Source organism: Hydrogenophaga aromaticivorans (assembly GCF_013387465.1).
In the GTDB taxonomy this organism is placed as follows: Bacteria; Pseudomonadota; Gammaproteobacteria; order Burkholderiales; family Burkholderiaceae_C; genus Hydrogenophaga; species Hydrogenophaga aromaticivorans.
In genome coordinates this window covers 19,724-40,474 of the sequence record NZ_VYGV01000020.1, presented here as the reverse complement: position 1 = coordinate 40,474, position 20,751 = coordinate 19,724, and the positions used below count along the sequence as shown (strand labels likewise).

The 20,751-nt window shown below is 68.0% G+C and carries 21 protein-coding genes; 5 read left to right on the top strand and 16 right to left on the bottom strand.

Translation table 11 applies throughout. The annotated features are described in order from the left end of the window. Positions 1-2: 2 nt before the first annotated feature. The 3 genes from F3K02_RS21345 to tsaB are packed head-to-tail and all read right to left on the bottom strand — an operon-like array spanning position 3 to position 1,728. Positions 3-230, bottom strand: a complete 228-nt coding sequence (locus F3K02_RS21345) for a hypothetical protein (RefSeq protein WP_177137652.1) — start codon at positions 228-230, stop codon at positions 3-5. After that, entirely contained in the window at positions 227-865 is a 639-nt protein-coding gene (gene rimI, locus F3K02_RS21340; protein ID WP_177137651.1) for a ribosomal protein S18-alanine N-acetyltransferase, read from the bottom strand. The genes F3K02_RS21345 and rimI overlap by 4 nt, the downstream gene beginning before the upstream one ends. Positions 866-876: 11 nt before the next feature. After that, positions 877-1,728: a tRNA (adenosine(37)-N6)-threonylcarbamoyltransferase complex dimerization subunit type 1 TsaB gene (gene tsaB, locus F3K02_RS21335; RefSeq protein WP_246309688.1), complete on the bottom strand. Its 852-nt coding sequence runs from the start codon at positions 1,726-1,728 to the stop codon at positions 877-879. 136 nt (positions 1,729-1,864) lie between these two features. Between tsaB and dacB the strand changes: the two genes are divergently transcribed. Beyond that, positions 1,865-3,397 carry a D-alanyl-D-alanine carboxypeptidase/D-alanyl-D-alanine endopeptidase gene (gene dacB, locus F3K02_RS21330; protein ID WP_177137650.1) on the top strand — a complete coding sequence of 511 codons (1,533 nt, stop codon included), beginning with the start codon at positions 1,865-1,867 and terminating at the stop codon, positions 3,395-3,397. 27 nt (positions 3,398-3,424) lie between these two features. On the opposite strand, the gene F3K02_RS21325 is transcribed toward dacB, so the two are convergent. Then, on the bottom strand, positions 3,425-3,673 hold the full coding sequence (locus F3K02_RS21325; RefSeq protein ID WP_177137649.1) for a hypothetical protein: 249 nt from the start codon (positions 3,671-3,673) through the stop codon (positions 3,425-3,427). Positions 3,674-3,758: 85 nt separating this feature from the next. On the opposite strand from F3K02_RS21325, the gene F3K02_RS21320 reads away from it, so the two are divergent. Continuing rightward, positions 3,759-4,019 carry a SemiSWEET transporter gene (locus tag F3K02_RS21320; protein ID WP_177137648.1) on the top strand — a complete coding sequence of 87 codons (261 nt, stop codon included), beginning with the start codon at positions 3,759-3,761 and terminating at the stop codon, positions 4,017-4,019. A 119-nt stretch (positions 4,020-4,138) separates the two neighbouring features. Here F3K02_RS21320 and F3K02_RS21315 read toward each other — a convergent pair whose 3' ends face one another. Genes F3K02_RS21315 through purE form a run of 3 tightly spaced genes read right to left on the bottom strand, consistent with a single transcriptional unit; the run spans position 4,139 to position 6,880 of the window. After that, positions 4,139-5,149: an L-threonylcarbamoyladenylate synthase gene (locus F3K02_RS21315; RefSeq protein ID WP_177137647.1), complete on the bottom strand. Its 1,011-nt coding sequence runs from the start codon at positions 5,147-5,149 to the stop codon at positions 4,139-4,141. Between the two features lie 7 nt (positions 5,150-5,156). Further along, positions 5,157-6,392: a 5-(carboxyamino)imidazole ribonucleotide synthase gene (locus F3K02_RS21310; protein WP_177137646.1), complete on the bottom strand. Its 1,236-nt coding sequence runs from the start codon at positions 6,390-6,392 to the stop codon at positions 5,157-5,159. Continuing rightward, a complete protein-coding gene (gene purE, locus F3K02_RS21305) occupies positions 6,389-6,880 on the bottom strand; it encodes a 5-(carboxyamino)imidazole ribonucleotide mutase (RefSeq protein ID WP_177137645.1) in 492 nt (163 codons plus the stop codon). The genes F3K02_RS21310 and purE overlap by 4 nt, the downstream gene beginning before the upstream one ends. Before the next feature lie 138 nt (positions 6,881-7,018). On the opposite strand from purE, the gene trxA reads away from it, so the two are divergent. Then, positions 7,019-7,927 (top strand): thioredoxin, encoded by a 909-nt coding sequence (trxA, locus tag F3K02_RS21300; RefSeq protein ID WP_177137644.1) that lies wholly within the window; start codon positions 7,019-7,021, stop codon positions 7,925-7,927. 68 nt (positions 7,928-7,995) lie between these two features. On the opposite strand, the gene F3K02_RS21295 is transcribed toward trxA, so the two are convergent. From F3K02_RS21295 to F3K02_RS21270, 6 genes are read right to left on the bottom strand one after another with little or no spacing between them, the layout of a single operon-like run. Continuing rightward, positions 7,996-8,958, bottom strand: a complete 963-nt coding sequence (locus F3K02_RS21295; protein WP_425485629.1) for a Bug family tripartite tricarboxylate transporter substrate binding protein — start codon at positions 8,956-8,958, stop codon at positions 7,996-7,998. Between the two features lie 30 nt (positions 8,959-8,988). Further along, a complete protein-coding gene (locus F3K02_RS21290) occupies positions 8,989-10,080 on the bottom strand; it encodes a CobW family GTP-binding protein (RefSeq protein WP_177137642.1) in 1,092 nt (363 codons plus the stop codon). A 17-nt stretch (positions 10,081-10,097) separates the two neighbouring features. Then, complete coding sequence (locus tag F3K02_RS21285) at positions 10,098-10,466, bottom strand: hypothetical protein (RefSeq protein WP_177137641.1); 369 nt, start codon at positions 10,464-10,466, stop codon at positions 10,098-10,100. Further along, complete coding sequence (locus tag F3K02_RS21280; protein ID WP_177137640.1) at positions 10,463-12,247, bottom strand: hydantoinase B/oxoprolinase family protein; 1,785 nt, start codon at positions 12,245-12,247, stop codon at positions 10,463-10,465. The genes F3K02_RS21285 and F3K02_RS21280 overlap by 4 nt, the downstream gene beginning before the upstream one ends. Further along, positions 12,244-14,322, bottom strand: a complete 2,079-nt coding sequence (locus tag F3K02_RS21275; protein ID WP_177137639.1) for a hydantoinase/oxoprolinase family protein — start codon at positions 14,320-14,322, stop codon at positions 12,244-12,246. The genes F3K02_RS21280 and F3K02_RS21275 overlap by 4 nt, the downstream gene beginning before the upstream one ends. 17 nt (positions 14,323-14,339) lie before the next feature. Then, positions 14,340-15,194, bottom strand: coding sequence for a fumarylacetoacetate hydrolase family protein (locus F3K02_RS21270; RefSeq protein ID WP_177137638.1), 855 nt, complete (start codon positions 15,192-15,194; stop codon positions 14,340-14,342). A gap of 124 nt (positions 15,195-15,318) precedes the next feature. Between F3K02_RS21270 and F3K02_RS21265 the strand changes: the two genes are divergently transcribed. After that, complete coding sequence (locus F3K02_RS21265; RefSeq protein WP_177137637.1) at positions 15,319-16,251, top strand: LysR family transcriptional regulator; 933 nt, start codon at positions 15,319-15,321, stop codon at positions 16,249-16,251. Positions 16,252-16,270: 19 nt separating this feature from the next. Here the strand turns inward: F3K02_RS21265 and mgrA are convergent, their stop codons facing one another. Beyond that, the gene (gene mgrA, locus F3K02_RS21260; RefSeq protein ID WP_177137636.1) at positions 16,271-17,311 is read right to left on the bottom strand and encodes an L-glyceraldehyde 3-phosphate reductase; all 1,041 of its coding nucleotides are present in this window, start codon (positions 17,309-17,311) and stop codon (positions 16,271-16,273) included. A gap of 137 nt (positions 17,312-17,448) precedes the next feature. Then, positions 17,449-19,032: a methyl-accepting chemotaxis protein gene (locus F3K02_RS21255; RefSeq protein WP_177137635.1), complete on the bottom strand. Its 1,584-nt coding sequence runs from the start codon at positions 19,030-19,032 to the stop codon at positions 17,449-17,451. 233 nt (positions 19,033-19,265) lie between these two features. On the opposite strand from F3K02_RS21255, the gene F3K02_RS21250 reads away from it, so the two are divergent. Further along, positions 19,266-20,165 carry a DUF2189 domain-containing protein gene (locus tag F3K02_RS21250; protein ID WP_177137634.1) on the top strand — a complete coding sequence of 300 codons (900 nt, stop codon included), beginning with the start codon at positions 19,266-19,268 and terminating at the stop codon, positions 20,163-20,165. Positions 20,166-20,207: 42 nt separating this feature from the next. On the opposite strand, the gene F3K02_RS21245 is transcribed toward F3K02_RS21250, so the two are convergent. Then, positions 20,208-20,687, bottom strand: a complete 480-nt coding sequence (locus F3K02_RS21245; protein WP_177137633.1) for an aminoacyl-tRNA deacylase — start codon at positions 20,685-20,687, stop codon at positions 20,208-20,210. Between the last annotated feature and the right edge of the window lie 64 nt (positions 20,688-20,751).

Sequence of the window (20,751 nt, the reverse complement as noted above, 5' to 3'; positions counted from 1 at the left end):
TTTTACACCCCCCCCCCCCCCGACACCTCCCCTCTTCCCCTCCCCGCCTCTCTTCCATTCTTGACGGAGACGATAAAAAAGAACACCCGCTTCTTTTTCTTATACACTTCTAGATTTAAAAAAGAGCCACCCCCCATCTCGGCCAGCATGGCGCGCTGGCGCGCATCCAGCTGCGGCACGAACGAGGTGTCGGGCCGGTCGGGCGGGTCCTGTGTTGTGGAATCGTTCATGCTGCTGCCCCGCCACTCGCCAGCGCCACCAGGCTCAGGCTCATGACCACCGCGTCTTCGCGCTGGAAATGGCTGGCCGGGTAATAGCCGCGGCGCATGCCCACCTGCTGAAAACCATAGCCTTCGTACAGGGCGCGTGCCGGTGCGTTGCTGGCGCGCACTTCGAGCCACAGCCACTGCGCCCCCTGGCTGCGCGACCACAGCGCCAGCGCGTCGAGCATGAAGCGCGCCCAGCCCTGGCGCTGGTGCGCCGGGGCCACGGTGATGTTGAGCAGGTGCACCTCGTCCACGCCGGGCATCGCCACCAGGTAGCCGAGCAGCACGCGGCCGTCGGCCCGCCGGGGGTGCACCGCCTCGCCCGGCAGGGCTTCGCCGAGCAGCATCACCGCCGGATAACCCGAGGCCAGCGAATCGGCAAAGTGTTTGTGTGTCCAGGGGTGGGTGTAGGCGGCTTTTTCCACCTCACACACCGCGTCCAGGTCGGCCACGGACACCGGCTCGAAGGCGATGCGCCGCTCCGCCGCCGGTGCGGGACGCGCGCTGGCACCGGCCTGCGGCCAGTCGCCCGCAGACCACACCGGCACCTTCGGCGCGCTGACGGAAGAAGCCTCGACAGACCGGTTCGTGTTCGCCATGGGTTGGCCTCTCAGGCGTCCAGCGGCGTCACCGCCGACACGGACGCGGACAGGCGCACCAGCTGCTCCCGCCGCAGGCGTTCGCGCTCGGCCGTGGTCTGCGCCACCTTGTCGCGCACGTAGAGCGGCAGCGCCTCGTGCGCCGCCACCGCCTGCCCCGCAGCCAGCAAGGCAGGCGCCAGCCGCAGCAGGGCCGCAGCCGTGGGCAGGGCGGTCTGGCGCTCGCCGGCCAGGTCGCTGAACTGCGCGCCGTAGCTGGGAAACACGTTGCCGGCCAGCAGGCAGTCGCCCGGCGTCAGCGCCTGCGGCAAGCCTTGCTGCAGCCATTCCCCCAGATCGGCCGGCGCACACAGGCGCGGCGGCTGCAGCGGTACCGGATCCAGCCCCAACGGGCCACAAGCGTAGAGCGCCACGTACATCTCGTCCATGCGCGCATCGAGCAGGGCCGCGATCACGCGGGGCGGCTCCAGACCCGCCAACGCCCGCTGGTGGCGCGCTTCTTCGGCCAGCGCCAGCAAGGTATCGACCGGCAGGACCGGCACACCGCCTTCGCACCCCGCCCCCTGGGCGCCGTAGGCGAGCCCCTGGGCGACGGCGCACGCGGTGCGCAAGCCGGTGAACGACCCCGGCCCGCGCGCAAACACCAGCGCGTCCAGTTCCCGCAGCGCCCACCCGGCCTGTGCCAGCAGCGACTGCACCACCGGCAACAGCGTCGCCGAGGCCTGCGCGGCGCCCGGACCCGTGTGCTGCCAAGGCGCATCGCCCTGCGCGCCACCGCCCACCGCCACCGAGAGGGTGTCGGTGCTGGTTTCGATGGCCAGCAGGCGCAGCGGGGGAGAGGCAGGGGAAGCGGCAGAAGGCATCCGGCCATTATCGGCGAGCGGCATCCGTGGCCGCGTTCGTCGGGGCATCCACCAGGGCGTGCGCAATGGCGCATTTGCGCGATGCGGCCGCCGGGCGGGGCCGTTGATGCGCCCCCCGGGTTCCATAATCCCTGCCATGTTGACCACCACGCCGACCGAACGCCCCCTGCGCCCGCGCCCCACCGCCGGGGCCGCCTGGTGGCGAGCGCTGGGTGCGGGCCTGCTCGGCGCCCTGGCGCTCCCGCTCGCGGCGCTGGCCGATGACGCCCTGCCCCCCACGGTGCAGGCCGCGCTGCGGCGTGCCGCGGTACCCGCCAGCGCCGTGTCGGCTCTGGTGGTGCCGGTCTCCGGCGACCGCGGCGAGCGCCTGCGCCACCGCGCCGGGCAGCCCATCAACCCGGCCTCGGTCATGAAGCTGGTGACCACCTACGCCGCGATCGACCTGCTGGGGCCCGACTTCACCTGGCGCACGCGCTTCTACACCGACGGTGTGGTGGACAAAGGGGCCCTGCGCGGCAACCTGTACATCCAGGGCGGTGGCGACCCCAAACTGGTGCTGGAGCGCATTCAGACCGCTTTCTTCGCCCTGCAGGACCGGGGCGTGCAGGTGGTGCTGGGCGATCTGGTGCTGGACCACAGCGCCTTCGAAGTGCCCGCGCGCGACCCCGGCGCCTTCGACGGCGAGGCGCTGCGGCCCTACAACGCCAGCCCCGACGCGCTGCTGGTGAACTTCAAGTCGGTGGTCCTGAAGTTCCAGCCCGACAGCGCCCTCGGCGTCGCCCATGTGTTGAGCGAGCCACCCATGGCGGGGCTGATCATCGACACCACCGTGCCGCTCTCGCGCAAAGGGTGCGGCGACTGGCGTGGCGCCTTGCAGGCGCGGTTTGACGACGCCAATGCCATCCGTTTCGAGGGCCAGTACCCGCTGGCTTGCGGCGAACGCGTCTGGCCCGTGGCCTACCAGGACCCGGCCAGCTACGCCGCGCGTGCCCTCGAAGGCCTGTGGCGCGCCAGCGGCGGCGCGATCACCGGGCAGGTGCGCAACGGGCTCACCCCGCCCGGCGCCACCCTGTTGCACGAAGCCCATTCGCTGCCGCTCTCGGACATCATCACCGACGTCAACCAGTGGAGCAACAACGTGATGGCGCAGCAGGTGTTCCTCACGCTGGGCCGGCTCAACCCGGTGCGGCAGGAGGCGCGCACCGTGCCGCGTGAACACTTCACGCCGCTGCGTGCGGGGCGGTTCGAACGCTCACGCGACGTGGTGGCCCGTTGGTGGACAACCACCTTCGGCATCCGCCATGCACCCCCGGTCATGGACAACGGCTCGGGGCTCTCGCGCGACGAACGCATCACCGCCGACGCGCTGGCCGGCCTGCTGCGCCACGCGGCAGCCCATCCCAAGGGCGCGCAGTTCGTGCAGTCGCTGTCGGTGGCGGGCGTCAGCGGCACGGCCGCGCGCATGGCGCGCTCGCCGCGCAGCGCCGCACGGGGCAATGCCTGGCTCAAGACCGGCACGCTGCGCGACGTGACCGGCGTGGCCGGTTATGTGAATGCGGTGAACGGCACACGCTACGCGGTCGTGGGGTTCATCAACCACCCGAACGCCAGCGCCGCGCGGCCGGCGCTGGAAGCGCTGGTGGAATGGACCGCTGCGCAGCCGGACTGAGCGCCTGGGAGGCGCTTGAAGTATTTCTTATCCCAGCAGCCAGACCAAACCGCCCATCGCCAGGGCCAGCACCGCGAATACGGCCCAGCCCGACAGGCGGCTGCGCTTGCGACGCGCCATCAGGGCATTCGCCTGACGGCGGTTCATGGCCTCATCCACCAGCGTCTCGGGATGCACCTCCGACTGCACCGTGCAGTAGTACTGGTGCAGGGTCTCGCTGTTGATGGCCAGGCTGTCGTCAGCGGAGCTTCGTTGGGTCAAGAGAGAAGATTTCACGGCGGTACTCGGCTGGCGTTGAAATATCGTGTGTATCAATGAGGTGGCGAGCAACAAGCCACCGCCACTCCTATCATGCGTGGCTATGCGCCCTGACGACCTTATCGGCTACTTCGCCGCTTTCTTGACCACTTTCAGTTTTGTGCCCCAGGTCTGGCACACGTTCCAGACGCGGGACGTGAGTGGCATTTCTCTGGGCATGTACAGCAGCTTCACGCTGGGCATTGCGATGTGGCTGGCCTACGGCCTGATGCTGGGCGCCTGGCCAGTGGTCGTGGCCAACGCCATCACGCTGCTGCTGGCACTGGCCATCCTGGGCATGAAGCTGCGCTTCGGGCGCTCCTGAATGCCACCTCGACGCATGCAACGGTCCAGCCCAGGGCACCGCCGGGCCGGCTTTGCCGGACGGCTGGTGCCGCCCCCCTTGAGGGGGGGTGACGTGAAGCGGCGCAGGGGGTGTTTCGTTCAGGCCGACGCGCGTTGCAGGCGGTCGCGCACACCATCCCAGTCGGCGCCTTCGGGCGGCGTTTCCACCCAGATGAGATTGACGCCCGTGGCATCGAGTTCGCGCAACACGGCAAAGAGCGCCTGCGCGGCCTGGGCTGCGTCGTCGGGCATGCGGCGCAGGGCCACGCCACGCGCGGTTTTCAAGGGCGAACGGGCATAGACCGCGATGTGTTTCGCGTCCGGGCCCAGCACGTCGAGAGCCGCCTTCAGCTGCGCCGCCGCCATCAGCCGCACCTTGGCACGCGGCGCGTAATGCGATTCCAGCGTGCCGGAGGCGCGCGGCGCGGCCTCGTCGCGCGCGCGCAGCGGCTGTCCACACACGGCTTCGATCTGCGCTGGCGTGATCACGCCGGGGCGCAACAGCACCGGGGCGCCGCGCGAGCAGTCCACGATGGTGGACTCGATGCCCACCGGGCAGGCACCGCCGTCCAGGATCAGCAGCGCCTCGTCCGGCAGTTCGGCGAACTCTTCGGCCACGTGCGCGGCGGTGGTGGGGCTGACGCGGCCGAAACGGTTGGCACTGGGCGCGGCCACGCCGTGCACACCGTGCGCGCGCGCCGCGAGCAGCAGCGCCTGCGCCACCGGGTGCGAGGGGCAGCGCAGGCCCACCGAATCCTGCCCGCCCGCGGCCACCGCCGCCACCTCGGGCCGGCGCGGCAGGATCAGCGTCAGCGGACCGGGCCAGAAAGCCTGCATCAGCGCGGCGGCAAACACCGGCACTTCGCGCGCGAACGGCGCCGCTGCGGCGCGCCAGTCGCCCTGTTCGGCGGGCGGAATGTGCACGATCAGCGGGTGGTCGCTCGGCCGGCCCTTGGCTTCGAAGATGCGCTGCACCGCGCTGGCGTTGCCCGCGTCGGCCGCCAGGCCATAGACGGTTTCGGTCGGCATGCCGACCAGCGAACCCGCGGCCAGGCGCTGGGCGGCGGCTTCGACGGCCGCCGGGTCGCTGGCGTTCAGGCAGAGCGGCATCGGTGGATCAGGCCAGCGCGGGCAGGCCGAGCAAAGCCAGCACCTTCGCGGCCGTCTCGCGCACCTGCGCCACCGAGCTGCCGGTGATGTTCAGGTGGCCCATCTTGCGACCCGGGCGCGCGCTGAGCTTGCCGTACAGGTGCAGGTGGGTGCCGGGCAGCGCCAGCACCTGCGCCCAGGGCGGCGACACCGGCCGTTCGCTGGCCTGAGGGCGCACACCATTGGCGTTGAACCAGAGGTCGCCCAGCAGGTTGACCATGATGGCCGGGCTGTGCTGGCGCGGGGTGGGCAGCGGCAGGCCGGCGAGTGCGCGTACCTGCGCCTCGAACTGCGAGATGTCGCAGGCGTTCTGCGTGTAGTGGCCGCTGTTGTGCGGGCGCGGCGCCATTTCGTTGACGATCAGGTCGGAACCACCCGCGCCGTTGTCCACCACGAAGTACTCGACACAGAGCACGCCGACATAGTTCAGGTGGTTCGCGATCGCCACCGTGCTGGCCTGCGCGCGCGCCGCCAGATCGGCGGGCACGGCGCCCTCAAACACCTCGGTGATGGCGAGGATGCCGTCGTGGTGCGTGTTCGCCTGCACCGGGAAGCTGACCACGCTGCCGTCGGCGCCGCGCGCCACCAGCACCGAACACTCGCTCTGCAGCGGCATCAGCTTTTCCAGCACGCAGGGCACGCGGCCCAGCTGGTCCCAGGCGGCGGCAAGTTCTTCGCGGGTCTTGACGCGGATCTGGCCCTTGCCGTCGTACCCCAGCCGCGCGGTTTTCACGATGCCGGGCAGCAGATCGGCCGGCACCGCCGCCAGCAGCTCGCTCGACTCGATGGCGGCGTAGGGCGCGGGGTAGACGCCGCTGATCGGACCGCAGGCCACGAAGTGCGCCTTCTCCTGGATGCGGTCCTGCGCCACGGCCACGCAGGCCGAAGACGGCGCGACCGGCCGGTGTGCGCCCAGCGTGAGCAGCGCGGGGGCGGGCACGTTTTCGAACTCGGTCGTGATGGCGTCGCAGCGCTGCATCAGCTGCGCCAGGCCCTGCTCGTCGTCGTACGGCGTTTCGATGTGGTAGTGGCTGATCTGCCCGGCCGGGCTGGCCGGGTCCGGGTCCAGCACCGCCGTGAAGTAGCCCATGGCCTGAGCGGCCTGCACGAACATGCGGCCGAGCTGGCCACCGCCCATGACGCCCAGGGTCATCTGCTGGCCACGGTCGGACAAGGCGCCGGGCAAGAGGGGTTTGCGGCTCATGTTGTCGGCAGTGTCATGTTGCGGGCGGCTTCCGTCTGCGCCGCGCGGAAGGCTTCCAGCTTTTCGCGCAGGGTCGGATCTTCGTTGGCCAGCAGGGCCACAGCAAACAGCGCCGCGTTGGCCGCACCGGCGGCACCGATCGCGAACGTCGCCACCGGCACGCCCTTGGGCATCTGAACGATGGAGTGCAGCGAATCGACACCCGACAGTGCTTTCGACATCACTGGCACACCCAGCACCGGCACCACGGTCTTGGCCGCGATCATGCCGGGCAGGTGCGCCGCGCCACCGGCGCCGGCGATGATGGCCTTGAGGCCGCGGCCGACGGCAGCCTCGGCGTAGGCAAACATGTCGTCGGGCATGCGGTGCGCCGAGACCACGCGCGCCTCGTGCGGGATGCCGAAGTCTTTGAGGATCTGCACGGCGTGCTGCATGGTGTCCCAGTCGCTGCTGGAACCCATGACCACGCCCACCTGGATGGAACTCATGGAGGGGCTTTCTGCCGGGCGCCCGGAGGGCCGGCGTGGGGGACCGGTTCGGGAAATCGGCCCCGCTCCGGTAAAGTGTCGATTTTACGTTTCGCGCCCCGCCGTCGGCGATGTGCGCCCATTTCCAGAGCCTTCCCCATGATCAACGTCACCGTCGCCAACTTTGAAACCGAAGTCATCGAAGCTTCGATGCAAACGCCCGTGCTGGTCGATTTCTGGGCACCCTGGTGCGGCCCCTGCAAGGTCATCGGCCCGCTGCTGGAAAAAATCGAGACCGACTACGCCGGGCGCTTCAAGCTGGTGAAGATCGACTCCGACGAGGAACAGCAGCTGGCCCAGGCTTTCGGCATCCGCAGCATCCCCACCTGCGTGCTGCTCATGAACGGCCAGCCGGTCGACGGCTTCATGGGCGCCTTGCCCGAAGGCCAGATCAAGGAGTTCCTCGACAAGCACCTGCCCGCGGCCGAAGAAGTGGAAGCTGCCGCCGAAGAAGCCGCGGCGCTGGACGCCCTGGCCGACGGCGACGTGGAAGGCGCTCTGGCCAAACTGCAGCAGGCGGTGCAGACCGACCCCAACAACGACGACGCGCGTTTCGACCTCGTGAAGCTGCTGCTGGAGCTGGAACGCGACGACGAAGCCAAGGTGGCCTTCGCCCCGGTGATCGCCAAGTCCGTGGCCGTGCGCCGGCTCGACTCGCTCAACCGCTGGATGAAGGCGCGCGATGCGCAGGACGGTGTGGCCGACCCCGAAGCCCGCGCCGCCGAGCTGCAGGCCAAGATCGCCACCAACAAGCGCGACTTCGACAGCCGCTTCGCCCTCGCCCAGTTGCTGATGGCGCACAACCAGTTCGTGCCGGCCATGGACGAGCTGCTGGAGATCCTGATGCGCGACAAGGCCTGGAGCGAAGAGCTGGCGCGCAAGACCTTCATCGCCATCCTCGACATCATCGAACCGCCCAAGCCCAAGGTGGCCGAAGGCCAGGTGCCGCCGGAAGACCCGACCGTGGCCACCTACCGCCGGCGCTTGTCCAGCGTGGTGCTGAGCTGATCGCCGCACACCCATGAAAAGGGCCGCATCCAGCGGCCCTTTTTACTTTTTACTTGGGGGACAGCCGTTCATTCCGGCTTGAAGCCCGCTTCCTTGAGCAGTTCGGCGCTGCGGCCCACATCGGCCGCAACGAACTGGCGGAACTGGTCGGTGGTCTCCAGCACCGGCAGGATGCCCAGCGCCGTGAACGATCCGGTTCGGGCCAGTCCGGCGACCGCCTTGTTGATGGCTTTGTTCAGAAGCTGCACCCGGTCAGCGGGCGTGCCCTTGGGGGCCCACACCCCGTACCAGGAGTTGTAGACCAGACCCGGGTAACCACTTTCCACCGCGGTCGGCACGTCGGGCGCCACGCCGCTGCGCTTGGCGGAGGTGGTGACGATGGGCTTGACCTTGCCGCTCTTGGCCATGCCCTGCAGTGAAATGATGGAATCCATGAGCAGCTGCACATGCCCGCCGGCCACGTCGGCAAGCGCGGGCGCGGTGCCACGGTACGGCGTCATGGTGAGCTTGAGGTTGCCCTGCTTGGCCAGCAACAACGTGGCCAGATGGCTGGGTGCGCCCAGCGCTGGCAGGGCCGCGGTCCACTTGTCGGGCTGCGCGCGGGCCGCTTCCAACACGTCCTTCAGCGTCTTCTGCGGTGCATTGGGCGGTATCACCAGCAGCAGGGGTGCTTCGCCCACACGCGCCACCGGTGCAAAGTCGGTCTGCGGGTTGTAGGGCGGGTTGGCCAGCACCTGCTGGGCCAGCACGTGGGTGGCGGCCGAGAACAGCAGGGTCATGCCATCGGGGGCGGCCATCTGCACGGCCTTGCCGCCGATGGTGCCGCTGGCGCCGGCCTTGTTTTCCACAATCACCGTCACGCCCAGGTCGGTCTGCAGCTGGCGACCGAGCAGGCGCGCGGCCTGGTCCACCCCGCCGCCGGCGGCGAATGGCACCACCAGCCGGACCGTGCCGTCGGGGAATTTGCCTTGCGCCAGCACGGGCGAGAGGCTGCACAGGCCGAGCACGGCGCTGGCGATCAGTTGCTTCATCATCGTCATGGTTTTGTCTCCTTCTGACATTCAAACAGGTTGGGCAGGACGGGGCCCGCGGGTGCGGCGTCTTTCAAAAATGCGCAAGGTCGCCTCGATGTCCTCGGCATCGATGTCGCGGGTGATGAACACGATGCGGGTACGCCGGTCGCCACTGGGCCAGCGCGGCAGGGTCTCGGGCGGGTGGAAAAGGTGCTGCACGCCGTGGATCACCATCGGGTGCTCCGGGTCGTCGGCGAGCTGCACGATGCCTTTGACACGCAGCAGGTCATCGCCGCGCATGGCGGCGATCATGTCCAGCCAGGCCATGAAGCCTTCGCGCGAGAGCGGCTCTTCGCGCAGGATCACGTGCGAGCGGATGTGGTCGTCGTGCCGGTTCGGGTCGTGCTGGCCCGGCGCGCTCACCGGGAAGAAGAACGAGCGCGTGGCGCCGGGGTCGGTCGGCAGCGGCACTGGCACCAGCGCAGCGCTGGGCCGGTCCAGCAGGCCGAGCAGCGCCTGCAGGGCGCCATCCGGTTCGGTGCTCAGGGCCGCCAGCGGGTTGATGGCGCGCAGCCGCTCGCACAGCGGCGCGAGCTGCCCGGGCGGCACCAGATCGGTCTTGGTCAACAGCAGGCGGTCGGCCACCGCGGCCTGCTTCACGGCCTCGGGGTGCTGGTCCAGCGTGGCCATGGCGTTGAAGGCGTCCACCGTGCAGGCCACGCCGGCCAGCCGCCAGTGGCGCGCCAGACGCGGGTCGCCCATGAGGGTGTGCAGGATGGGCGCCGGGTCGGCCAGGCCGGTGGTCTCCACCACCACATGGCGCAGCTCGCCGCGCTGCGCCTCGGTGCTCTGCGCCAGGCGCTCGAAGGCCTCAACCAGATCGCCGCGCACGGTGCAGCAGATGCATCCGTTGGCGAGCAGCACCATGTTTTCCTGCGTGTGGTCCACCAGGTCGTGGTCCAGCCCCACCGAGCCGAACTCGTTGATGACCACCGCCGTGCCGTGCATATTCGGCTCGCGCAGCAGGCGGTTGAGCAGCGTGGTCTTGCCGCTGCCTAGAAAACCGGTGAGCACGGTGATGGGCACGCGCACGGCCGGGCCGGCGGTGTCGTCGTTCAGAGTGGGCAGGATGAAGGCCATGGTAGGGGGCTTCCAAGTCAAACCGACGAAGGGCCGTGCAGCTTGGCGAACGAGTCAAGCGTGCGGGCCAGGCGACTGAGCAGCCAGTCGGCTACGACCTCGTCGGCCTCGCCCTCTTCCAGCCGGGCCAGCAGGGTCGCCACCGGCTTCTGCTGCTGGTCGATTGGGCCCGGCTGCAGCAGGAAGGCCACCACCACGGTCTCGCCCAGGCGCTCGCCCTCGGCCCACAGGTAGTCGGCGATGTCGAGTTCAAAGTCTTCCAGCGAGACGCTGACCCCGCCCACCATGCAGCCACAGCCGGCGCCCAGCGTCACGTGCTGGGCCGAGAGCCGGCTCCACAGGTGGGCGAGGCGTTCGGCGCGCGGGTCGGCCACGGCGGTGCTCACTGGCCGTCCCAGGCCAGGTCTTCTGCCGCGGCCGGGGCATGGCCGCTGCGCAGGGCCTGCGTCGCGGCATGGTCCACCTGGCCATGTCCATCCAGCGCCACCTTGTAGACCTCGCGCGCCACCTGGGCGCTCACATAGCCTTCGCGCACATCCTCGGCCACCAGCTCCAGTTCGCGGTCCAGCGGGCTGCCGAAGCCGCCACCGCCGCCCGAGAGCATCTTGTAGGCGTCGCCGCGCTCCAGCCGCACGTTGAAGATCTTGGCGTTCAGGTGGTCGGTCTTCCACTCGCCCTTGTGGCGCACCGCGAGGCCGTTGCCCATGGCGTCGCCGCCGCCTTCCAGGCCCCAGGGCTTGCAATGCACGCGGTCGATGCGGGTGGTCACCGTGAACGGGCTGAGCGCCTGCACCACCATCTCGGCCCCGAGGCCGCCGCGGTAGCGGCCGGCACCGGCGCTGTCCTTGCGGATTTGATACTTCTCGACCAGCACCGGGTACTTGGCTTCGAGCTGCTCGGTCGGGCTGTTGTGGGTGTCGCCGTCGTTGATGCAGACCGTGACGGACACGCCGTCTTCGGTGCTCTTGGCGCCCCAGCCGCCGCCCAGCGGGCCGATGCCGACGATGAACAAACGACCGTCTTCCGGGCTGATGCCGTGGATGTTGGGGAACACCAGGTCGGCGTGGTGACCGGCGATGGAGCGGTGCGGGATGGCTGGCGCCAGCGCCTTGAAGATGGTGTCGATCACCGTCATCGGGAAAGTCATCCACACCCGCATCGGGTACGGGCGCTCGGCGCTGATCACCGTGCCCATGGGCATGATGACCTTGAGCGGGCGGAACGAACCGTCGTTGACCGGGTAATCGGTCGGTGTGGTGAGGCACTTGTAGGCCACCTGCGCGCAGGCGATGCCGGTGGTGAAGCCGGAGTTGTAGAAACCGCGCACCTGCTTGCTCACGTCCGACAGATCGACCGTCATCTCGTCGCCGGTCACCGTCACCTTCACGCGGATCGGGATGCGCTTGCCGATCTCCAGCCCGTCGTCGTCCATGTAGGACTCGGCCTCGTACACGCCATCTGGAATCGACAGCGTGTTCTTGCGCGCCACGGCCTCGCTGGAATCCATAATCTGGCGGATCGACGCGTTCACCGCGTCGGCACCGTAGCGCTGCAGCAGCTCCACGTAGCGGCGCTCGCCGGTGGTGATGGCGGTGATCTGTGCGCGCAGGTCACCCAGCGCGCGCTCGGCCAGGCGCACGTTCATGGCGATGATGTCGATCAGGTCCTGGTTCACCACGCCTTCGCGCTGGTACTTCAGGATCGGGATCTGGATGCCTTCGCTGAAGATGTCGGTGGTCACGTTGCCCAGCGTGCCGCCCACGTCCAGCCAGTGCGCCATGCAGCAGGTGAAACCTTCAAGCCGGCCCTCAAAGAAGATCGGCATCGTGAACGTGAAGTGGTTCAGGTGGCTGCCGGTGGTGTAGGCGTCGTTGGTGACCAGGATGTCGCCGGGCAGGATGTTGTCGACCCCGAAATGGCGGATCTTCGCCTTCACGGTTTCGGACATGCCGCGGATGAACATCGGCAGGCCCAGGCCGATGGAGACCGTGTCGCCCTCCTTGGTGAACAGGCCGACCGTGAAGTCGAGTGCTTCGTAAATGATGAGGTTGTAGGCGGTGCGCGTGAGGTTGGTCTTCATCTCCTCCGTCACGGCGTAGAGGCCGTTGCGGATGATCTCGACGGTGACCGGATCGACGGCCGGATTCTGGATGTCTCGTGTGTTCATGACCGGTCATCTCCGATGTTGATTTGCAGGTTGCCGAGTTCGTCCACAAGCAGCGAGTCGCCTGGCTGCACCACCGTGGTGGAGGCGTGTTCCTCGATCAGCGCCGGGCCCGCGATCTGGTTGCCGGCGCGCAGCAGGTCGCGCTTGTAGACCGGCGTTTCGGCCCAGCCGCCCTGGCGGAAATACACCGGCTTGATGCCGCGCAGCGACGCCTTCTCGGGTGCGGCCACGCCCACGTCCACGCTGTGCTTGGGCGGCTTCTTCATGGTGCCCAGCACCGTCACGCGCAGGCTCACCAGGTCGGCCGGCTCCTTGGGCGCCGAGGTGCCGTAGCGCACCTTGTGCAGGTCGTCGAACTGGCGCTTGATGGCCGAGCGGTCCTTGTCGACGAAGAAGGCGCCGGGCAGGTCCACCGTGACCGCGTGTTCCTGGCCCACGTAGCGCATGTCGGCGGCGCGTTCGATCACCACGTCCTCGGCTTTGGTGCCCGATTGCGTCAGCGCCGCACGGCCTTCGTCTTCCATCGATTGGTAGAGCGCTTCGATCTCGTCAAACGACACATCGTCGAGCTTGCGGAACACCGAGCGCACGTAGTCGTAGCGGCGGTCGGAGAACAGCATGCCGTAGGCCGAGAAATAACCCGGCGCGTACGGGATCAGCACCTTGCGGATACCGAGTTCGCGGGCAATGGCTGAGGCGTGCAGCGGGCCGGCGCCGCCGTACACCACCATGGTGAAGCTGCCAGCGTCCAGGCCGCGCTCGGTGGTCACCGCCTTCACCGCGTGCGACATCTGCGTCACCGCGATGCGCAGGATGCCGTCGGCCGCGGCGGTCGGGTCCAGCTCCAGCGGGCCGGCGATGCGCTCCTGCATCTGGCGCTGGCAACCGGCCAGATCAAGCTTGAGCTCGCCGCCGAGAAAGTGCTCCGCGTCCAGGCGGCCGAGCAGCAGGTTGGCGTCGGTCACGGTGGGTTCGGTGCCGCCGCGGCCATAGGCCACCGGACCGGGAATGGAGCCCGCGCTCTGCGGGCCCACGCGCAGCGCGTTGCCGGTTTCGATGCGGGCAATGGAGCCACCACCGGTGCCCACCTCGTGGATGTCCATCATCGGGATCTGGATCGGCAGCGCGCGTTCGTAACCACCGATCAGGGCCGAGCCCGTCGTCAATGGCCGGCCTTCGCTGATCACACCGGCCTTGGCCGTGGTGCCGCCCATGTCGAAGGCGATGGCGTCGCCCATGCCGAGCTGGGCGCAGATGGCCTGCGCGCCGATCACCCCCGCCGCGGGGCCGGATTCGAGCATGCGCACGCAGTCGCGCCGGGCGTGGGCGCTGGGGAACAGGCCGCCGGTGGACTGCACGACGTAGAAGTCGCCTTCAAATCCCTTCGCGCTCAGGTGCCGCTCCAGCTCGCCCAAGTAGGCCGAGACGCGCGGGCCCACATAGGCGTTGGCCACGGCGGTGGAGACGCGTTCGAATTCGCGGTATTCCTGGCTCAACTCGTGCGAGGCGCAGACGAAGGCGCCGGGCAGCTCTTCCTGCAGGATCTGCTTGACGCGCTGTTCGTGCGCCGGGTTGCGGTACGAGTGCAGCAGCAGCACGGCCACCGCCTCGATACCCTGGCCACGCAGTTCCTTGGCGAGTGCGCGCACGGCACCCTCGTCCAGCGGCTTGTGGATGCTGCCGTCGGCGCGCAGGCGCTCGGCCACCTCGAAGCGCAGCGAGCGTTTCACCAGCGGCTGGTGCTTGTTGAAGAAGAGGTTGTAGGCGTCGGGCCGATTGACGCGGCCGATCTCGTAGATGTCGCGAAAGCCTTCGGTGATCAGCAGCGCGGTGTTGGCGCCGTTGCGCTCCAGCAGGGTGTTGATGGCGATGGTCGAGCCGTGCAGGAACAGGTTGCCGTCCTTCAGGTCGATCTTCGCACTGTCCAGCGTGGCCTGGATGCCGTTGACCAGCTGGCCGTGCGTGGACAGGGCCTTGCCGAACAGCAGCTTGCCGGTGGCTTCGTCAAAAGCCGCCATGTCGGTGAAGGTGCCGCCGATGTCGACGGCGACGCGCAGTTGGGGTTGGGTGCTCATGGGGGGTTGTCTCGGGTTCAGGCTGCGGAATGGTCGGTGCCGATGCGGTTGCGCAGCACGCCCAGACCAGTGATCTCGACCTCGGCCACATCGCCTTCCTTCATGTACAGCGGCGGTTCGCGGCGGTCGCCCACGCCACCCGGGGTGCCGGTGGCGATCACGTCGCCGGGCGCGAGCGGTGTGAAGCGCGACACATAGGCCACGATGGTCGGGATGTCGAAGATCAGGTCGCCCAGGCTGGCGTGCTGCATCACCTGACCGTTGACGCGCGTCTCCAGCGTGAGCGCGGTCACGTCGGGCACCTCGTCGCGGGTCACCAGCACCGGGCCGAAGGGCGCGGTGCCGGGGAAGTTCTTGCCGGGGGTGAACTGGTGGGTGTGCTTCTGCCAGTCGCGCACGCTCACGTCGTTGAAGCAGGCGTAGCCGGCAATGTGCTCAAAGGCGTTTTCTTTGGCAATGTGGCGGCCGCCTTTGCCGATGACGAAAGCGAGCTCGCCCTCCCAGTCGAAGCGCTCCGAGAACGCGGGACGCAGCACCACGTCTTCGTGCGCGGCCAGGCTGTCGTTGAAGCGCAGGAACAGCGAGGGGTAGTCGCTGTCGGCGCGCTTGGTTTCGGCCACGTGGCTTTTGTAGTTCAGGCCGACGCAGATCAGCTTGCCTGGATTGGGGATCACGGGCAACAGACGCACCTGGTCGGCGCGCAGGCCTGCGTCAGTAGCGGCCGGAAGGTTGGCCAGTTCGCCCGCGGCGATGACCGACTTCAGGTCGGCAAAACGTTGCTGAAAGGTTGCGGATACCGGGTGGTACAACCCGGCGGCGTCGACGACACCGTACGTGGCGCGACCTTCTGCTTCAAAACTGGCGATCTTCATGGCGGTGTGTCTCCTGATTCTTCAAATGACGGATGTGGAAGGGATGGGCCAGAGTCTAGGAATCAATGAGCCATCTGAATAGAATGGAAACGGAGATTTCAGACATCTCTCAAAAGGCATATCAATGACGCCACGCCAACCCACCAACCCCAACAGCTTCCGTCTGTTTCTGGAAGTGGCCGAGCTCGGCAGCTTCACCAAGGCAGCGGCCCAGCGCCACACGGTGCAATCGCACATCAGCCGCCAGATCAGCGATCTGGAAGCGGCTTGTGGCGGCCCGCTGTTCCGCCGAACCGGGCGCGGGGTGGCTCTGACCGAACTCGGTCAGCGGGTGCAGACCCGGGTGCGCGGATGGGTGCGCGACACCGACCAGCTCTTGGCCGACATCCGCGCCGACGCCGGCCTGCCCATGGGCGAGGTGCGGCTGGCCATCCTGCCCTCGGCCGCGCACCCGCTGATCACCCGGCTCTACCTGCGCCTGCAGGCCGAGTACCCGCTGATCCGCCTGAATATTCGCGAAGGCCAGGGCGGCGAGCTCGACACGCTGCTGGACACCGGCAGTGTGGACATGGCCGTGCTGTTCCGCTTCCGCAAACCCACCGGAGCGGACGAAAAGCTGCTGGCCACCGCCGGCACCTACCTGGTGTCGATACCGGGCGACCGGCTCACGCGCGATGGCACGGTCGACTTCATGCAGTTGGAAGGCCTGCGTCTGGTGCTGCCGCGCCGACCCTCACACTGGCGCGCCGTGCTGGACGAAACCGCGCGCAGCAAGGGCTTTGCACTGCAGGCGGTGGTGGAGGCCGACTCGTTGCGCGTGCAGAAAGAGCTGGTGGCCCATTCACCAGGGCTGTACTCGGTGCTGGGGCCGTTTTCGGTGGCGGAGGAAATGCGCGCGGGCGGCTTGCAGGCCGCCCGCATCGTCAGCCCCGATCTGCGGCGCTACGTGACCCTGGCCCTGCCCAAGCAAGGCCACCTCACGCCAGCGGCCAAGGTGGTGGCCCGCCTCATTGGCGAAACCGACGAACCTTGGGGCACCTTGATCGGCGAGCCGTGACAGCAAGGTTCAGCAAGCTTCAAGGCCGCTGGTCGGTCGACGGCTTCTTCCAGAGGTTGATGCCGCCTTCCACCGCGTGCTGGTCGATCGCGGCCAGCTCTTCGGCGCTGAAGGCGAGGTTGTCCAGCGCGCCCGCCAGATCCACGATCTGCTCCAGGCGGCTGGCGCCGATCAGGGCAGAGGTCATGCCGGGCTGGCGCAGCACCCAGGCCACCGCCATCTGCGCCAGGCTCTGGCCCCGGTTGAAGGCGATCTCGTTGAGCGCCCGCACGTGGTTCAGGTTCTGCTCGCTGAGGTGCTCCATCTTGAAGGAGCCGCCGCCGGGCTGGTTGATGCGCGAGTCCTCCGGGATGCCGCCCAGGTATTTGTTGGTCAGCAGGCCCTGGGCCAGCGGGCTGAAGGCGATGCAGCCGATGCCCTCGTCCCGCAGGGTATCGAGCAGTTCGCCCTCGATCCAGCGGTTGAGCAGGCTGTAGGACGGCTGGTGGATCAACAGCGGCACGCCCATCTGCCGCAGGATGGCCGCGGCCTCGCGGGTCTTGCCGGCCGAGTAGCTGGAAATGCCGACGTAGAGCGCCTTGCCCTGTTGCACGGCGGTGGCCAGCGCGCCCATGGTTTCTTCGAGCGGCGTGTCCGGGTCGTAACGGTGCGAATAAAAGATGTCGACGTAGTCCAGACCCATGCGCTTCAGGCTCTGGTCGAGGCTGGCGAGCACGTACTTGCGCGAGCCGCCGCCCTGCCCGTACGGCCCGCGCCACATGTCCCAGCCGGCCTTGGTGGAGATCAGCAGTTCGTCGCGGTAGGGCCGGAAGTCGCGCCGCAGGTGTTCACCGAAATTGGTCTCGGCGCTGCCGGCGGGCGGGCCGTAGTTGTTGGCGAGGTCGAAGTGGGTGATGCCGAGGTCAAACGCGGCGCGCAGCATGGCGCGCTGGGTTTCCAGGTGCGAGCTGTCACCGAAGTTGTGCCACAGACCGAGCGAAATGGCGGGCAGGCGCAGACCGCTGCGACCGCACAGGCGGTAGGGCATGCTGTCGTAGCGCGTGGCGGCTGCTGTGTACATGGTGGGCCTCCTGCGGTCATGGGGTATGAAACCACCACTCTACCCATTCATTTTCCGCTGTACGCCCCGCATCTTGAGTAGCCCTGAGCGGTTCTCGGCTTCAGGGTGGGACGGCCCCAACCGAGGGGCCTCTGTCGTCAGGCCGGAGAACGCTCCAGTCTGAAGCGTTCGACCAGGGTCTTCAGGCGCTGGGCCTGGTCCTGCAACGACAGGGCCGCGGCGGCCGACTGCTCGGCCAGTGCCGCGTTTTGCTGTGCGCCCTGGTCCAGCTCGCTGACCGAGGCGCTGGCCTGACCAATGCCTTGGCGCTGCTGCGCCGTTTCGCCGGTGATCGCGGCAATCGTGGAGGAAACCCGTTGCACCGAGGTCATGATTTCATGGGTGGCGCCACCGGCCCGCTTGACGTGCTCGCTGCCCGAGGCCACCTTTTCCAGCGTCGCCTCGATCAGGCCTCTGATCTCGCGCGCGGCCGTTGCGCTGCGCTGCGCCAGGCTGCGCACTTCCGCCGCCACCACGGCAAAACCCCGCCCCTGTTCGCCGGCGCGGGCGGCTTCCACGGCGGCGTTGAGCGCCAGGATGTTGGTCTGGAACGCGATGCCATCGATGATGGCGGTGATGTCCGCGATCTGGCGCGAGGCGGCGTCGATCTCGTTCATGGTCGCCACGGCCTGACCCACCACATGGTCACCACGCGTGGCCGCCGTTTGCGCCTCGGCGGCGAGCGCGTTGGCCGACTGCGCCGACAGCGCCGACTGATCGACCGACGCGTTGAGCTGGGTCAGGGCACCGATGGCCCCTTGCATGTTGGTGGCGGCCATCTCGGCGCGCCCGCTCAGGTCCTGGCTGCCCTGGGCGATCTCGGCGCTGGCCGTGGCAATGCCCCCACAGGCCTGGCGCACGCCCTGCGCCAGTTCGTGCTGTGCCACGCGCATCAGTTCGAGCGAACGCGCCAGGACGCCCAACTCACCGTTGAAGCCCGTCTCGACCGGCACCGAAAGATCGTGCCGGGCCATGCGCTCGGTGGCTTGCACCGTCGCGGAAAACCCCCGTGTCACATCGCGCGTGATGCGCCATCCGGTCAGGGCACCGAACAGCAGGGCGATGAGGCTGCCGGCGACCACCACCTTTTGCGCCCCGTCAGCCGTGGCAGAGGCGTCTGCCACCGAAGCTTCCTTGGCGCGATCGTCCCAGGCGGACAGCGCCACCAGCCCCTCTGACCACTGGTGGTACTTGGTGTTCCATGCCGCCGCGTCCTGTCCAAGGGCGAGGGAGATGGCAAAGAAGACGGCCGGCTCCCCTCGCCCGCCACTCTCCTTCTCGCCCAAAGGGATCACCTCATGAACCGCCCGGGCCCGCTGACCCACCTGGTCAAACAGGGCTGCCACGCTCGCATCGTTCTCAGGAAGGCTCTCCTTGGCGGCTTTCTCCTTGCTCAGATAGGTGTCCCAGTCCTGTCTGAGGCGCTTCATCATCGCCTCGCTGTCGGACAGTTCGGAGCCACGAATGTCGCGCAACGAAGACATGAATCGATAGGCGCTTCGCTCCATGCCAACGACCGCCGCTGTGCGATGCCCCCCCTGGATCACGACCTCCTGCAGCGTGCGGTTCAGGTTCTGCATGCCGATCAGGGACAAGGCGGCGATACCCAGCAGCAGTGCCAGGACGGTCCCGAAGCCCCAGGCCAACCTTTGCCCAAGACGGCGTTGAGAAAAGAAGTTCATTGTTGAAAGGCTCCCCGGAATTGAGTGGTTTTCACGGATGGGTGGCTGGTGCACACAGGGTGGCGCGACCCAGCCGCTTTGCGCAGGCACAGGCCCGTATCGGCAGTTTGCCGACCCAACTGAAACAGGAAACCGCAGCATGGCGCCGGTGATAATGGTTTTCACCTAGAAAACCCTGCTGGGGTCGCAGACATCAGCCGCAGCGCGCCGCACAGGTCTAGCATTGCCTGTGCATGTCGACCCTTGGCGTGGTCGGCACCCTGCGCCGCCGACGAGGGGCGGGTGGCTGGCTGGCCGCACCACCGATGACCGCAGCCTGCGGCGGGCCGATCTGCGTTGGCCCCTTCAAGCAGGAGACCGTCATGGACCATGCCCTTGAAAGACACGCGGCCGTGGACACCCCCCATGTGCGCCGAGTTGAAACCATGCAGCCGCTCGTGTGGCTGCGCCACGGCTACGCGGACCTCGCCCAATCGGGCCGATCCAGCCTGGCCTACGGCCTGTACATCACCGCTTTCGGTGTGATGCTGTTGGCCCTCAGCTGGGGCGCCACCTACCTGGTGCCGGCTTTTATCGGTGGCTTCTTGCTGGTGGCGCCGTTCGTGGCCATCGGGCTGTACGCCATGTCGGCGCAAATCGAGCGCCACGAACGCATCGATATGGCGCGGGCCATGTTCGCCTGGCGGCCCAACACCGGTTCGATCGCGTTGTTCGGCCTCATGCTGACGCTGTCGCTGATCTTGTGGGAGCGGGTCGCTGCGATCATCTTCGCGCTCTCCTACGGCGGTACCGTGCCCGACCTGTCGGCGGTGGTCCAGAACGTGCTGTTTTCGGGCGAGTACTGGCCACTGTTGCTGGCATTCTTTGGTGTTGGCGCTGCGTTCGCGGTCATGGTGTTCACGCTGTCGGTGGTGAGTGCGCCGCTGCTGCTCGACCGGCCGGTTGACGCGGTGACAGCCACCATCACGAGCATGCGCTGCTGCCTGGTGAACCCAGGTGCCATGGCGGTGTGGGCCGCGCTGATCGCGGGCCTGGTGCTGATCGGCTTCGCCACCCTCATGCTGGGCATGATCGTCATATTCCCCTGGTTGGCACATGCCAGCTGGCACGCCTACCGCGACCTCGTGGAATGAGGGCCGGCGACTTCGCCGCGGCTTGGCGGCGGTGGTTCAGGTTCAGTGGATGCGCAGTCCGCTGAACTGCCCATGTCTTGCCTGGCGCATCAGCGCATGGAATTGCCTGTGCTCCAGCCTGAGCAGCCGCTCGTGATCGCCGCATTCGATGTAGACCACGCTCAGGTTCTCGAGTTCGTCATCGACCACCGTCTCCAGGCCCCAGGCCATGCCCAGCGCGGGTACGGCGCCGCGTTCGCAATCCGGGAACAGCGCGGCAATGCGATTCTCGTCGGCCAGGCGCAGGTGCTGGCGCGCCAACAGCTGAGAAACCCGGCCCAGCCGCACGTAGCGATCGGCCGGCACCACGGCCATCACGCAGCCGGCTTCATCTTCCAGCACCACCGCTTTGGCCAGCTGGTGCGGTGGCACATGGGCGGCATGGGCGCTGTCCGAGCTGCCGCGGGAGTGCCGATGGGGCTGGAAGTCGTAGTCGGCGTCGTGCACCAGCAGGAAAGATGACAAGCGGTCAGGAACGGACATGGCGACCTCCGATTCAATGTGCTGCCTCATGCCTGCCGCCGTGCCGTCATGCAGTCCTTGGGTG

Bases quoted from the DNA above. Each gene is read 5' to 3' on its own strand.
- F3K02_RS21345 (WP_177137652.1), bottom strand. From the start codon at position 230: ATGAACGATTCCACAACACAGGACCCGCCCGACCGGCCCGACACCTCG.
- rimI (WP_177137651.1), bottom strand. From the start codon at position 865: ATGGCGAACACGAACCGGTCTGTCGAGGCTTCTTCCGTCAGCGCGCCG.
- tsaB (WP_246309688.1), bottom strand. From the start codon at position 1,728: ATGCCTTCTGCCGCTTCCCCTGCCTCTCCCCCGCTGCGCCTGCTGGCC.
- dacB (WP_177137650.1), top strand. From the start codon at position 1,865: ATGTTGACCACCACGCCGACCGAACGCCCCCTGCGCCCGCGCCCCACC.
- F3K02_RS21320 (WP_177137648.1), top strand. From the start codon at position 3,759: ATGCGCCCTGACGACCTTATCGGCTACTTCGCCGCTTTCTTGACCACT.
- F3K02_RS21315 (WP_177137647.1), bottom strand. From the start codon at position 5,149: ATGCCGCTCTGCCTGAACGCCAGCGACCCGGCGGCCGTCGAAGCCGCC.
- F3K02_RS21310 (WP_177137646.1), bottom strand. From the start codon at position 6,392: ATGAGCCGCAAACCCCTCTTGCCCGGCGCCTTGTCCGACCGTGGCCAG.
- purE (WP_177137645.1), bottom strand. From the start codon at position 6,880: ATGAGTTCCATCCAGGTGGGCGTGGTCATGGGTTCCAGCAGCGACTGG.
- trxA (WP_177137644.1), top strand. From the start codon at position 7,019: ATGATCAACGTCACCGTCGCCAACTTTGAAACCGAAGTCATCGAAGCT.
- F3K02_RS21295 (WP_425485629.1), bottom strand. From the start codon at position 8,958: ATGAAGCAACTGATCGCCAGCGCCGTGCTCGGCCTGTGCAGCCTCTCG.
- F3K02_RS21290 (WP_177137642.1), bottom strand. From the start codon at position 10,080: ATGGCCTTCATCCTGCCCACTCTGAACGACGACACCGCCGGCCCGGCC.
- F3K02_RS21280 (WP_177137640.1), bottom strand. From the start codon at position 12,247: ATGAACACACGAGACATCCAGAATCCGGCCGTCGATCCGGTCACCGTC.
- F3K02_RS21275 (WP_177137639.1), bottom strand. From the start codon at position 14,322: ATGAGCACCCAACCCCAACTGCGCGTCGCCGTCGACATCGGCGGCACC.
- F3K02_RS21270 (WP_177137638.1), bottom strand. From the start codon at position 15,194: ATGAAGATCGCCAGTTTTGAAGCAGAAGGTCGCGCCACGTACGGTGTC.
- F3K02_RS21265 (WP_177137637.1), top strand. From the start codon at position 15,319: ATGACGCCACGCCAACCCACCAACCCCAACAGCTTCCGTCTGTTTCTG.
- mgrA (WP_177137636.1), bottom strand. From the start codon at position 17,311: ATGTACACAGCAGCCGCCACGCGCTACGACAGCATGCCCTACCGCCTG.
- F3K02_RS21255 (WP_177137635.1), bottom strand. From the start codon at position 19,032: ATGAACTTCTTTTCTCAACGCCGTCTTGGGCAAAGGTTGGCCTGGGGC.
- F3K02_RS21250 (WP_177137634.1), top strand. From the start codon at position 19,266: ATGTCGACCCTTGGCGTGGTCGGCACCCTGCGCCGCCGACGAGGGGCG.
- F3K02_RS21245 (WP_177137633.1), bottom strand. From the start codon at position 20,687: ATGTCCGTTCCTGACCGCTTGTCATCTTTCCTGCTGGTGCACGACGCC.